10 protein-coding genes are annotated in these 13,340 nt (G+C 30.6%); 4 read left to right on the forward strand and 6 right to left on the reverse strand.

Going from position 1 to position 13,340, the window contains the following annotated elements; all coding sequences use genetic code 11:
• Positions 1-25 precede the first annotated feature (25 nt).
• The 3 genes from ACFQZW_RS03365 to rlmB all read left to right on the forward strand — a co-directional run bounded on the left by ACFQZW_RS03365 (position 26) and on the right by rlmB (position 5,277).
• The gene (locus tag ACFQZW_RS03365; protein WP_386781456.1) at positions 26-3,085 is read left to right on the forward strand and encodes a SusC/RagA family TonB-linked outer membrane protein; all 3,060 of its coding nucleotides are present in this window, start codon (positions 26-28) and stop codon (positions 3,083-3,085) included.
• Positions 3,086-3,091: 6 nt separating this feature from the next.
• Positions 3,092-4,459: a RagB/SusD family nutrient uptake outer membrane protein gene (locus ACFQZW_RS03370; RefSeq protein WP_386781457.1), complete on the forward strand. Its 1,368-nt coding sequence runs from the start codon at positions 3,092-3,094 to the stop codon at positions 4,457-4,459.
• Positions 4,460-4,530: 71 nt separating this feature from the next.
• Complete coding sequence (gene rlmB / locus ACFQZW_RS03375) at positions 4,531-5,277, forward strand: 23S rRNA (guanosine(2251)-2'-O)-methyltransferase RlmB (RefSeq protein WP_298264354.1); 747 nt, start codon at positions 4,531-4,533, stop codon at positions 5,275-5,277.
• A 21-nt stretch (positions 5,278-5,298) separates the two neighbouring features.
• On the opposite strand, the gene ACFQZW_RS03380 is transcribed toward rlmB, so the two are convergent.
• A complete protein-coding gene (locus tag ACFQZW_RS03380) occupies positions 5,299-5,964 on the reverse strand; it encodes a rhomboid family intramembrane serine protease (RefSeq protein ID WP_298264352.1) in 666 nt (221 codons plus the stop codon).
• A 125-nt stretch (positions 5,965-6,089) separates the two neighbouring features.
• On the opposite strand from ACFQZW_RS03380, the gene ACFQZW_RS03385 reads away from it, so the two are divergent.
• The gene (locus tag ACFQZW_RS03385; protein ID WP_386781458.1) at positions 6,090-7,364 is read left to right on the forward strand and encodes a replication-associated recombination protein A; all 1,275 of its coding nucleotides are present in this window, start codon (positions 6,090-6,092) and stop codon (positions 7,362-7,364) included.
• On the opposite strand, the gene ACFQZW_RS03390 is transcribed toward ACFQZW_RS03385, so the two are convergent.
• The 5 genes from ACFQZW_RS03390 to ACFQZW_RS03410 form a co-directional block, all read right to left on the reverse strand.
• Complete coding sequence (locus ACFQZW_RS03390; RefSeq protein WP_386781459.1) at positions 7,361-8,263, reverse strand: hypothetical protein; 903 nt, start codon at positions 8,261-8,263, stop codon at positions 7,361-7,363. The two genes, ACFQZW_RS03385 and ACFQZW_RS03390, sit on opposite strands and share 4 nt — an antisense overlap.
• 10 nt (positions 8,264-8,273) lie before the next feature.
• Positions 8,274-8,954 carry a YjjG family noncanonical pyrimidine nucleotidase gene (locus tag ACFQZW_RS03395; protein WP_386781460.1) on the reverse strand — a complete coding sequence of 227 codons (681 nt, stop codon included), beginning with the start codon at positions 8,952-8,954 and terminating at the stop codon, positions 8,274-8,276.
• An 85-nt stretch (positions 8,955-9,039) separates the two neighbouring features.
• Positions 9,040-10,248, reverse strand: a complete 1,209-nt coding sequence (locus ACFQZW_RS03400; protein WP_386781461.1) for a polysaccharide deacetylase family protein — start codon at positions 10,246-10,248, stop codon at positions 9,040-9,042.
• A 109-nt stretch (positions 10,249-10,357) separates the two neighbouring features.
• Positions 10,358-11,056, reverse strand: coding sequence for a RadC family protein (radC, locus tag ACFQZW_RS03405; RefSeq protein WP_298264344.1), 699 nt, complete (start codon positions 11,054-11,056; stop codon positions 10,358-10,360).
• Between the two features lie 353 nt (positions 11,057-11,409).
• A complete protein-coding gene (locus tag ACFQZW_RS03410) occupies positions 11,410-13,338 on the reverse strand; it encodes a SusD/RagB family nutrient-binding outer membrane lipoprotein (RefSeq protein ID WP_386781462.1) in 1,929 nt (642 codons plus the stop codon).
• Positions 13,339-13,340: the final 2 nt, after the last annotated feature.

Below are 13,340 nucleotides of genomic sequence, written 5' to 3' on the forward strand. Positions count from 1 at the left end.
AAAAATTAATTCAAACAATTTTACAATGAAAACAAAGTTTAATGGAATTTTAACGCTTCTATTAGCGTTAATGGTGCAAATTTCTTTTGCCCAAGAAAAAACGATTTCAGGTACTGTTTCGGATGAAACGGGTCCTTTACCTGGAGTAAATGTTATTGTTAAAGGTACAACTAATGGTACTCAAACTGATTTTGATGGTAAATTTACCTTAAAAGCAAGCGTTGGAGATGTTATCGTCTTCAGCTATGTAGGTATGAATACTGTTGAAAGAACAGTTGGAACATCTAATACTATTGATGTAACCATGACTGGATCTAACCTATTAGAAGAAGTTGTTATTTTAGGTTATGGTTCTCAAAGAAAGACAGAAATAACAGGTTCTACTGTTCAGATTAAATCTGAAGAAATTGAACAAGTACCTGTAGCTTCTGTAGATGCTGTATTACAAGGGAAGGTTGCTGGTTTAGTATTTAATGGAGATTCTGGTACACCTGGATCTACTTCTGATATCCGTATTAGAGGTGTAAGTTCAATTACAGCAGGAAATGAGCCTTTATATGTTATAGATGGGGTGCCAATGACCAATGATAATGTATCTGCTACTAGTTCAGGTTCTTCATTTTCAGCATTAGCAAGTATTAATAGTGCTAGTATTGAAAGTATTACTGTGCTAAAAGATGCGTCAGCAACTGCAGCTTATGGAGCTAGAGGTGCTAATGGAGTTATTGTAATAACAACAAAAAGTGGAAAATCTGGAAAAACAACTTTTAATTTTAGTTCTTCATACGGATTTCAAAACGATGCTACTGATGGACCAGATGTATTGACAGGAGCTGAAAGAGAGATGTTATTTTATGAAGCAATTTATAATACATATGGTGAAACATATGGTTTTAATAAAGATGGAGCACAAGCTTTTTATGAAAGTAATCCTAATGCATTTGGTACTGATTATGTTGTTTGGAATGCTAACGGAAGACAAGAAACAGACTGGCAAAAACTAATTACCAATGAGGATGCCCCTGTACAAGAATATAATATTTCTGCAACAGGTGGAGATGAAACTTATAATTTCTATACTGCTTTAGGATATTTCAAACAAGAAGCTACTGTAATTGGAGCTGATTTTGATAGAATAACAGGAAATGTTAATTTTAGTAAAGATTTTACCGATAAAATTAAATTTACTACTAGAAATTCCGCTTCACACTCTTTCCAAGATGGTTTATTAGAAAATAGTGCATATTTTTCTTCTCCAAGAGCTGTAAAGTATTTTAACCCTTCAATTGAGCCTGCTTATACAGATGATGGTGAGATTAATATTTTTGGTACTTCATTACCTAACCCACTTTGGATTGCTCAAGAAGATATTGATGAATCAAAATTCACTAGAATTTTATCTAATAACTCTTTAAATTGGGAAACTCCAATTGAAAATTTAAGTTTCACATCTAGAATAAATATTGACTATCAAGTTTATAACTATAAAAGATATAGAAACCCTGTAAGAGGTGATGGAGATGGTGAAACAAATGGTTACGGATGGCAAGCACATAGTAACAATGCTATTTATGTATTCCAAAATTCATTAGATTATTCTTATGAATTAAATGAAGATCACAAATTTGACTTTAAAGTATTACAAGAATGGCAAAAAAGTAGATACTATTACTTAGAAGCTGATGGAGATAATTTTGCTGATACAGGATTGACAAACTTAGCTTCTGCAGGTAATCCTACAACAGCTAACTCCTACTTTAACGATTGGGCTGTTGCATCGTACTTAGGTACTGTACATTATACTGCTTTTGACAGTAAATATGTTCTTGATGCAACTTATAGACGTGAAGGTAGTTCAAGATTTGCAAAAGATAAAAGATGGGGTGATTTTTGGTCTGTTGGTGCAGCTTGGAACATTCATAAGGAAAATTTCTTAGCTGATAGTGATTTTGTAAACAATTTAAAGTTGAGAGCTTCTTATGGAGTTACTGGTAATGCTAATATTTCATTAAACCAGTACCAAGCTTTATTCTCTTTTGGATCAGATTATGCTGGAGAAGGAGCTACATCTCCTAGTACTTTTGGGAACAACGATTTATCTTGGGAAACTTCGCACACACTTGATCTTGGTTTAGATTTTGGTTTATTCCAAAATAAAATTAGTGGTTCATTTGGTTATTTTAGAAGAGAATCTAAAGACTTATTATTAAATGTTCCTTTATCACGTACTACTGGTTTCACTTCTCAAACAAGAAACATTGGTAGAATGGAAAATAAAGGTTTTGAATTAGAAATGAATTTCAACATTGTTCAATCAGAAGACTTTAATTTATCTTTAGGAGGTAATGTTGCTACAACTAAAAACGAAGTTCTTGAGTTAGCTAAAGATGGTAATGGTGAAGAAATCAATATTACTTCAAGTACAACAAGAGTTGAAACTGGACACCCAGTATATGGATGGTATATGAGAGAATGGGCTGGAGTTGATCCTACCAATGGTGATGAATTATGGTATGTTGAAGGCAAAGGAACTGAAACAACAAATGATTATAATCAAGCTAAACAAGTTTGGATGGGAGGAAGTGCAATACCAAAAGTTACTGCAGGTATGAATATCCATGTAGATTTCAAAGGTTTCTTTTTAGATGCCAATGGATACTATGCTGGTGGACATAAAGTTTATGAGGATTGGGCACGTTATACTAATGGTACTGACTTCTTTACTACCGCTTATTATCAAGGTGTTGATGCTGTTTTAGACAGATGGCAACAACCTGGTGATACAGGAACAAGATTTGGTAGATTCCGTGCAACAACTGACCCTTGGAGATTACACTCTAAATTCCTTTATGCTGGTGATTACTTTAGACTTAAAAATCTTACTTTTGGACATGATTTCAATAGTGATATAGTTGAATCTATTGGAATTGATGGGTTGAGATTATTTGTTAGAGGAACTAATTTATATACTTGGGTTAAAGATGACTTATTAAAATATGATCCAGAAATTGACTCTGGTGGATTTACATCTTTAACAACACCTCCAGTTAAGTCAATAATATTTGGTATTAACATTAAATTTTAAGAAATCATGAAAAAAATAAATATATTATACACATTACTTTTCATATTTTTTATTTCGTTTACATCATGTTCAACAGATGATTTAGATCCAAGTTTGGAACAAAATAAATCAGTTGAAGGTAGTATTGTAGATGTAAATAACTTATATGGAATATTAAAAGGGGCTTACAGTCAAATGACAGTCTCTGGATATTATGGTAGAGATTACATTGTAACAAATGAAGTTAGAACTGACAATTGTTTTTCTAATGGTAACTCTGGAAGATTTACAACTCAGGCATCATTTACTTATACAGCAAATTCAGGCTATTTTTGGGAAGAAGCTTACTCAACAATTGCTCGTGCTAATATTATAATAGGCACTGACATTTCTACTTTATCAGGTGATCAGGCTTATGGTAAACATATGCAAGGTCAAGCCTACGCAATGAGAGCTCTTGCTCATTTTGATTTAGTGAAGCAATACGGTCAACAACATGTTGGTGGAAATTTAGGTGTACCATATGTAACTGAATTTAAAGGTGATGATTTATTTCCAGCGCGTAATACAGTTGATGAAGTAAAAAATCTTATTATAGCAGATTTGAACACTGCTTTTAATATGATGGATGACACTTATTATGACGCTAGTAAAGAATTTATGTCAAAATATACTGCTAAAGCTTTAGAATCAAGAGTTGCTGTTTATTTTGGAGATTGGTCAACTGCTAAATCTGCTGCTGAAGCTGTAATAAATTCTCAACTATACTCTATTATTGGTGCTGGAGATTATGTTGCTTCATGGGGTCAGGATGGTTCATCAAATTCAATTTTTGAATTAGCATTCAACAACACTGATAATCAAGGTATTGATGGATTAGCATACATATTCAGAACTACAGGTGGAGGTAGCTACGGTGATGTTCAAGTTTTAGATGAAGTAATAAATTTATATGAAACTGGAGACGTTAGAGCTGGTATCTTAGGGTATGAAGGAACTATGTTAAGAAACTTAGGAAAATATCCAGATAATCAAGGATATGATAATGTTTCAATTATAAGATATGAAGAGGTAATTTTAAACTATGCAGAAGCTTTGTTAGAAACTGGAGGCGATGCATTAACTCAAATTAATAAAATTACTTCTAATAGAGGCGCTAGTCCTTACGCAGCTCCACTAACAAAAGAAGATATTCTTAATGAAAGAAGAAAAGAATTAATTTTTGAAGGATTCCGTTATGATGACTTATTAAGAACTGGAAGTGATATTGAAAAAATATCTATTCAACAAAATTTCTTAGCCACTATTCCTTATGGAGATCCAAAATTAGCTTGGCCAATTCCTCAAGCTGAAATGGACGCCAATTCAAATATGGTTCAAAATCCAGGCTTCTAAAAATAATTTTAGATCTTAAATAAAAACCACCGCTATAGCGGTGGTTTTTTTATTTTACATACATTTGCATCATGGAAAATGAAATTTCAAAAATATTTGGTATTAGAGCAATTATTGAAGCAATAAATGCTGGTCAAACTATTAGTAAAATATATTTACAAAAAGGGTTAAGCGGTTCTTTATTTTCAGAATTAAACACGCTAATAAAAAGTAATAACATAGCAACAAGTTACGTGCCTATTGAAAAACTAAATAGATTATCAAAAAACAGTAATCACCAAGGCGTTATTGCACAAACTTCCCCAATTGATTTTGTAGAACTAGATAGTTTAATTTACCAAACTTTAGAGCATACTCCTACTCCTTTATTTTTACTTTTAGATCAATTATCCGATGTAAGAAATTTTGGAGCTATTATTAGAACCGCTGAATGTACAGGAGTCAATGGTATTGTTATTCAAAAACAAGGAAACGCACCTATAAGTGCAGATACTATTAAAACTTCTGCTGGAGCTGCTTTTAAAATTCCTATTTGTAAAGTTGATCATATTAAAGATGCCATTTTTCAATTCCAAGCTGCAGATATACAAATTGTAGCTGCTACCGAGAAAACTGATCATTTAATTTATGATATAAATTTAACGAAACCTACAGCAATTATAATGGGTTCTGAAGATAGAGGTATTAATCCTTCAATTTTGAAAATTGTAGAACATAAAGCCAAATTACCTTTGCTAGGAGAAATTGAGTCTTTAAATGTTTCAGTAGCTTGTGGAGCTTTTTTGTACGAAGCCACTAGGCAACGCTTAAAAAAATAAGCAATCTTAATTAATTACTTTTTAAGCATTTTCATCAATTTCTTCGATTGGTGGATTGTAATTTCCATCTTCATCAAATAAGCTGTCAAACGATTCATCTTTAGTAAATTGATATTTTTCTGGTTTTGGCCCTATGTTTTTGAATATGAATGCAAAAACAAAGCCTGTTAAAAAACCTGATAAATGACCTTCCCAAGAAATCCTTTCCTCTACAGGGAAAATATACCAAACCATACTTCCATATAAAAAAACTACTGTTAAAGATACTGCTATCAGCCTGTAATATTTTCTAAAAATTCCACTAAAAAAAATAAAACTTACCAATAGATAAATAACTCCACTGGCTCCAATATGATACGAAGGTCTTGCTATTAACCACGTTAAAAAACCACTTATTAACATTCCTAATATAAGTACTTTATTTGCTACTTTAAAATAGAAATAATACAGACACCCTAACATTACTGCCAAAGGAATAGTGTTACTTGCTAAATGTTTTATATTACTATGAATAAATGGTGCAAAAATAATTCCTCTTAAACCTTTGATTGACTTTGGGTATACACCATATTTATTAAAATTATAACCAAACTTAATTTCAAAAATATATACCAACCAAATAAGTACAATAACAACTAACGGTATGGAAATAACCCTAGAATTGTATTTAAATTGATGTTCTGACATAAATCAAAAATACAATTATGAATCATAGTTAAAAAATATATTTATAATTTTAAATCTTAGTTGTTTCTAGTACAAATGTTAAACTTAAATCACTTTAAAATTATAATTATTAGTATTTTTACAGTATGAATGAACCTTTAGCTGAACGTATAAGACCTCAAAATTTAACGGACTATATTAGCCAACAGCATTTAGTAGGTGAAAAAGGTGCATTAACACTTCACATAAAACGAGGAATCATTCCATCGTTAATTTTATGGGGACCTCCTGGGATTGGAAAAACAACCCTTGCAAACATCATTGCTAAAGAATCTAAGCGACCTTTCTATACTTTGAGTGCTATCAGCTCTGGAGTAAAAGATGTTCGTGACGTTATTAACAAAGCCAAGCAAAGTGGAGGGCTTTTTACTGAAAAAAATCCTATTTTGTTTATTGATGAGATCCACAGATTTAGTAAATCACAACAAGATTCACTTTTGGGTGCAGTTGAAAAAGGCTGGGTAACACTAATTGGAGCAACTACTGAAAACCCAAGTTTTGAAGTAATTCCTGCGTTGCTTTCTCGTTGTCAAGTATATATTCTGAATTCGTTTAGTAAGGTTGATTTAGAAAATTTATTAGAACGTGCCTTAAAAAAAGACTCTTTTATTGCTTCTAAAAACATAGAAATTAAAGAGACTGAAGCATTATTAAGAATTTCTGGAGGAGATGCAAGAAAATTATTAAACATTTTTGAACTGGTAGTCAATTCTGAAGAAGAGCCTATTACAATTACTAATGATTTAGTACTCTCAAAGATTCAAAAAAATACAGTTTTATATGACAAAACTGGAGAACAGCATTACGATATTATTTCTGCATTCATTAAATCAATAAGAGGTAGCGATCCAAACGGTGCGGTTTATTGGCTAGCAAGAATGATTGAAGGTGGGGAAGATGCTAAATTTATTGCAAGAAGAATGTTAATTTTAGCAAGTGAAGATATTGGGAATGCTAATCCCACTGCATTAATTTTAGCAAACAACACCTTTCAAGCAATTACTACCATAGGTTTTCCAGAGTCTAGAATTATTTTAAGTCAATGTGCAATATACTTGGCAACATCACCTAAAAGTAATGCCAGTTACGAAGCCATAGGAAAAGCTCAATCTATTGTAAAAGAGACAGGTGATTTATCTGTTCCTTTACATTTAAGAAATGCACCCACAAAATTAATGAAAGAATTAAATTATGGGAAGGATTATAAATATGCACATAGTTTTGAGAACAATTTTATAAACCAAGAATTTTTACCTGAAGAAATAAGTAACACTAAAATTTACGAACCTGGTAAAAACTCTAGAGAAAATGTCTTTAGAAACTATTTAAAAAATTTATGGAAAGACAAATACGGCTATTAATCTAATCTTTTGTAGTTTTCAACTCCTGTTTCTGAATCAATATTCAAATTTCCATCTTTATCAATTTCAACCATTTGAGGTTGCTTATATGCAACCCATTTTATAATAAAAAGTGTTGGTTTAGATGTTGGGTAAATAGTGGCGAATTCAAAATCTTCATCCCCACCTTTTACAGAATAGCTGTCGTTTTTCTTAGTTATAGTACTTCTACCCCAGCTATCAATATTAAAAATTCCCTCTATTGAATAACTTTCTTTTTTAACTTTTACCTGTTCATTATTCTTAATCTTAACATCACTACTTTTTACCTTAGCTTTAATTTCATCGCTCTTTATATCAATTGATTTTTGCTTTACACTTTTACTTTCTGATACATCTTGAACTACTTTAGTTTTATTGACTACTTCAGTTTTGTTTGTAATAACATTCTTTTCAACCAGTGCTTTAGGAGCAATTTTAGTTGTAGACTCATACTTATAATCTAATGCTTCAATATCAGCAAAAGTTTTTCTGATAGCATCATGATATGCCTTTTTATATTCTTTTATTTTTGACTTACCTTCTGTGGTAGAATATACAACATTATTGTAACAATCTACTAAATCAATTTTCATTTTAGTTGCTAACAAACTTGGATTGTTTTTTACAATAGCCTTAAGTCCTAAACAAACATTATCAACCAAATCTTCTGGATAGGGTTCATCATTAAATAATACATTAAAACCAGCTTTATTAAATAAAAATTTAGTTAGTGAATTAACTTGATAAGCATCTTCAGTTTTTTGAAACTCATACTGTTTAGGAACTAATATATATTTGTAAGAATTTAAACTTTTTTGGGCAACTAAAGTAACTCCAAAAAGTAAAAAAAAGGCACTTGTAAAGATTAATTTTTTCATCTAAGTTGTTTTAAAGGTATTGTTTAATTTCTAATAAATTATTGACGCTTTTTATATTTTCAGCTACACTTTTTTTATGATAATTAAAATAAATTGCATCAATTCCAGTATTAATGGCTCCCATAACATCCGCTTCCCAATTATCCCCAATCATAATAGATTCTGTTGAACAAGCTTTTGCCTGTTCCAAAGCATATTTAAAAATTATTGGATTAGGTTTTTTAACGCCTGCATCTTCAGAAGTAATTATTTTGTCAAAATATCCCTGCAACCCAGAATTTTCAAGCTTTTTAGATTGAACTTCATTAAAACCATTGGTAATTATATGCAGATTATAGTTAGGCTTTAAATGGTCTAAAATTTCATAAGCACCTTCAAAAAGCTGATTATTATTAGGTAATACTTCAATGTAATCTACCGCTAACATATTGATTAAATCGTCCTTAACTTCATGTTTAATTTTAGTAAATGCTTCTTTTAACCTACCGTATCTCAGTTCTTCTTTTGTTATTTTTTCTTCTCTATATAACTTCCAATAATTTTCATTAATTCCTCTATAATAATTTAAAAATTTGTTGAGACTAACGTTCACTTCATGCTTTTTAAATATCGTTTCAAAAGCAATGTCTGAATTGGTTTCAAAATCCCAAAGTGTGTGATCTAAATCGAAAAAAATATGTTTAATATTCATTTGTTAAAAATAGTATATAATTTATACTAAAAAAACTATTTCAATTTAAATAAATTTTTGAAATTTTAAAAGAAATTTAGAGTACCTAATCAATTACCATATTTTTATAAATTGTAGTCCATCCTTTCCAATTGCTATTTTCACTTAAAGTTTGATTGTGAAATAATGAAATAAATGTTCCATTCACATTTTTAACCTCTTGTTTTAATTTCTGAATTTTTACAAAGCTTTCTTCATTTGTTAATTGCATATTTTCTTTTAAAGAAATATCCATTATGGCAAATGAAAATATTTTTAAGGGGGTTTGAATTTCAAAATCTAAATCGTAAAAATAAAAAGGGGTGCACGTACTAGCTCTAAAACCTACAGCATTTGCATATCCCATGGTATAATCTTCCTCTATATCAATATCAATTAAATGTTGGTACGTTTCAGGAATACTAAGCCTTAAAAAATGTTGACGTGAAAACCTAATGGGAGTGTTTATAATATTTTCTAAACGTAATTTTTCTTTCTTTAATTTATCAACATTTTTAAATGAAAAATATGATGGTTGTAACCCAATTTTGGCATAATCTGCTACAGATTTTATAAGCGACTTAAATTTGCTATTTGCTGAAGAAATATTTTTATCAAACGTAGTATAATCACCTATTAAGAAGAAAAAAAGTGTTGTTACAGAATACTCTGTCTTAATTTTTAAAAGCTCTTGAAAAGTATTAAAGTGGTCTTTTTTAAAATTTAATAATGTTAGCAATCTATTCCAAATATTTAAAAACCTAAAATGAACAAAATCATTAAAAAAGCCACCTACAGTTCTTACAATTCCTTTGTGTTTGTAGGCAAATGCTGTATCTACATCTATAGTTGAAATGAGTTTAAATTCTCTGTTTGAATACTCGTAATTTGGGAACTTATTTTTTAGTTGTTCTAAAAATTTTAAAGCCCAAATATCAATCACTGGTTTTTCTAAGAAGCCATTTTTATAAGCAATACTCTCCTCTACTGGAAACCTATCATGCATGTCTTTTACATGCGGTAAATACTCTTCATACCTACTAATTAAATAAAAACTTGCTGCAAAGATATCGAAAGGAATACTCGAAGTTTCTCCAGCCTGGAAAAAACATGGCACCTCATCCCAACTAGCAACGTTTATATCAATATCATTTATTCCTTGTTCAAATAGTAAATCATGACTCCTTATAAAAAATTCGGTACCTAAAGCCGTTTTAGAATACGTGATTTTAGGTCCGTTATGAGCTACAAATTCATCAACTTTAGTAGTAAACATAATAGGAATGTGTAATACTCTAACAAAAAAATGTTTAAAAATATAGTTAAGTCTAGGAGTAATTTTGTGTGTATAAACTAAAAGCATTGTTCTAACTTTTCTAAAGCCTTTATATTAAATTTTCATCGGCAAAGCTAAAATACGCATTTTCTGTTATTATTAAATGATCTAGTACTTTAATGTCGAGCGTTTCTCCGGCTAGCTTTAATTTATTTGTAATTGATTTATCTGCCATACTAGGCTTAAGTTTTCCTGATGGATGGTTATGACACAATATTATTGCAGTTGCAAATAATTCTATTGCCTTTTTAAAAACTAACCTAACATCTACAAGCGTGCCTGTAAGTCCTCCTTTACTTAATAATTCTTTAAATAAAACCTTATTTGAATTGTTTAAATAAACAACCCAAAATTCTTCATGATTCAATTCACCAATTAAAGGTTGCATAAAATTAAATACATTTTTACTAGAAGTTATTTTAGGTAACACCAAAGCTTCTTCCAACCTCCTTCTTCTACCCAATTCTAAAGCTGTGATAATTGATATTGCTTTTGCTTCTCCTATTCCATTAAATTTTTTTAAATCGTTTACTGTAAGTTTTCCTAAAGTATTTAAGTTATTATTTATAGAACCTAAAATTCTTTTTGATAATGCTACAGCACTTTCCTTTTTATTTCCTGAGCCTATTAAAATTGCAATTAATTCGGCATCGGATAATGAAGTTTTTCCTTTTAAAAGCATTTTTTCTCTTGGTCTATCATCTTCAGCCCAAAATTTAATTGATCGAATGTGGTTTTCATAATTCATAAGCATCTTTTATCCAAAGATAACAGATTTTTAGATACTTAAGTAAAAACAAAAAAAAGAGAACTGGGACAAGCAGTTCTCTTTTAAAAAAAATCAATTACTAATTCAAATATTATAAACATTGGCATTTTTAAATAAACCTGAAAACTTATTTAATAAAATAAAAATTTATAATTCTTTTTGACATGATAAAGGAACGTAAATATATATTGACTAAATAATTATTTCGACCAATAACCTATTTCAAAAGACCAATTAATTAATTTACTTATTATCTTATAGTTAAGTATAAAAAAATCCCTATAAAATTATAGGGATTTTTACTTATATTAATTCAAAAATCTAGATCATTTTTAATGTTTTGCCCACCATAAAGGAGTAAATACATTATCTGATCCACCTAAATGATTGATAGCTTGCTCATAACCTTGAGGATAACTATTGTTTAATCCTGAAGGGTATTTTAATCTTTGAGGGAATACTTTAACACTATTTGTCATATAATTTCCTAAAGTTAAATCAGGTAAATTATCAATTAAATTTTCAATAGCAGGGTTCTCAAAGAATGGTAATCCAAGTCTTCTATGATCATTCCAAGTTTCTAATGGTAACCAAGGTGTTTGAGCAATAAATTTTTGAGTTATAATTTTTGTTAATAAATCATTTTTAACTGCTCCTCCTTTATAAATGGTATTTTCAGGATATTTAAACTCATAAGTTCCTGCTTGACCTGTGTAACCATCAATATAATCCATTGTTACTGTAGCAGAAGGTTCTGCAGTGTGAGTCCAACTTACTGAAGTACCAGCTCTGTTATAATTTTCTGAAGCTAAGTAAGTTCCTATATATGAAGAAACTCCATTGTATTCAAAACTAAGGCTAATTCCTTCTTCATAAGCAGCTTGACCACTTAATGGAACATCCCAACCTCTTACAGCAGCTTCAGCAATTAAGAAATATGATTCCCAAGGGCCAAAAAATACACGTTTATTAGTTCCATTTCTGTATTTATCAGCTAAACGAGGAATACTTCCTCCCCAGCTTCTTACTCTATTATTGGAACCTTTTTCTGCCCAATCTCCAGCAACTGGAGCATTCCAAGTATTTGTAGCTTCAATAGATATATCATTTGTTTCACCATTTTCTGAATTATCAGCGTTTCCAATAACTAAGTTTCTTTTAGTTGTTGAGGTCCAACTTGGAGACCAAGAAGGGTATCTGTTATACTGTGAGTTATCAAAATCACCAGGAATTGGATACAATGCGTATGCTCTAGGATCTATTGAATGGTGTAGTCCATCAAACCAGAATCCAGCTGAAGGATCATTTGTTAATGTAGTAAAATGATCTTCAAATTTTAACCCCATATAATTAGCTGGCTTAATACTTCCTTGCTTGTCAGCCGATACTTGATCTGCAGAAGATACACCACCTAATCCAACCATTAGATTGTTTTGAGTTGCTGTTAAGAATTGATCCCACCATTGTCTTGTCATCACACCTGTAATAGCATCCCATCCATTATTTTCTTGAACTTGGAATGTATCATCTAAAGTGGAAATATAAACTCCCCCACGAGCTGCATCTTCAAACTCTGCTTGCGCTTTTGCTGGTGCTACTTCTGATAAACGCATAGCCAAACGCATTCTTAAAGAGTTTCCGTATTGAACCCATTTTGTATAATCGTATCCATATGCAGGATCCCAATTAGCTAAACCATCATTAGTTACACCTTCATCAATTGAATTTGTAGCCTCTTTAAGTTCTGCTAAAATAAAAGTATAAACTTCTTCAACACTGTTATAGTCAGGGTTTACACCTTGAAAACCTCCTACTGGTATTGGACCAAAATTATCAGACATTTCACTCATTAAATAAGCTCTCCAAATTCTTGCAATTTGTTTTAAGTTTGCTGTATATACTTTTGAAGTACCCGCTTCAATTTGTTCATCAGCAACTTTAATTGCATTATTAGCATCTTTTAGCCAACCTGAAATATATCTGTAATAATCACTTGTCCATCCATCACTATGGTAACCTTCTGATAAAGAACCAACAACTTGCATTCTACCTGCATCTGTCCAATACAATACAAACACTCTTTCAGCAATATGTGGATCTTGTTGTGCTCCTACAATAGAATTATCAATAAAGTATTCTACTTGAACTTGACTACTACTTGCAGCAGTAGGGTCTACATTTATTTCTTCAAATTCTGAACATGATACAATCAAACTCGCAGAACCAAGAAATAAACCTATTTTTTTAAATATTTTTTTCATTA

It is taken from the genome of Lutibacter aestuarii, from assembly GCF_042676885.1.
GTDB lineage: Bacteria > Bacteroidota > Bacteroidia > Flavobacteriales > Flavobacteriaceae > Lutibacter > Lutibacter aestuarii.

What these genes read in the sequence shown, in the direction of transcription:
- ACFQZW_RS03365 (WP_386781456.1), top strand. Translation starts at nt 26, where the DNA reads ATGAAAACAAAGTTTAATGGAATTTTAACGCTTCTATTAGCGTTAATG.
- ACFQZW_RS03370 (WP_386781457.1), top strand. Translation starts at nt 3,092, where the DNA reads ATGAAAAAAATAAATATATTATACACATTACTTTTCATATTTTTTATT.
- rlmB (WP_298264354.1), top strand. Translation starts at nt 4,531, where the DNA reads ATGGAAAATGAAATTTCAAAAATATTTGGTATTAGAGCAATTATTGAA.
- ACFQZW_RS03380 (WP_298264352.1), bottom strand. Translation starts at nt 5,964, where the DNA reads ATGTCAGAACATCAATTTAAATACAATTCTAGGGTTATTTCCATACCG.
- ACFQZW_RS03385 (WP_386781458.1), top strand. Translation starts at nt 6,090, where the DNA reads ATGAATGAACCTTTAGCTGAACGTATAAGACCTCAAAATTTAACGGAC.
- ACFQZW_RS03390 (WP_386781459.1), bottom strand. Translation starts at nt 8,263, where the DNA reads ATGAAAAAATTAATCTTTACAAGTGCCTTTTTTTTACTTTTTGGAGTT.
- ACFQZW_RS03395 (WP_386781460.1), bottom strand. Translation starts at nt 8,954, where the DNA reads ATGAATATTAAACATATTTTTTTCGATTTAGATCACACACTTTGGGAT.
- ACFQZW_RS03400 (WP_386781461.1), bottom strand. Translation starts at nt 10,248, where the DNA reads ATGTTTACTACTAAAGTTGATGAATTTGTAGCTCATAACGGACCTAAA.
- radC (WP_298264344.1), bottom strand. Translation starts at nt 11,056, where the DNA reads ATGAATTATGAAAACCACATTCGATCAATTAAATTTTGGGCTGAAGAT.
- ACFQZW_RS03410 (WP_386781462.1), bottom strand. Translation starts at nt 13,338, where the DNA reads ATGAAAAAAATATTTAAAAAAATAGGTTTATTTCTTGGTTCTGCGAGT.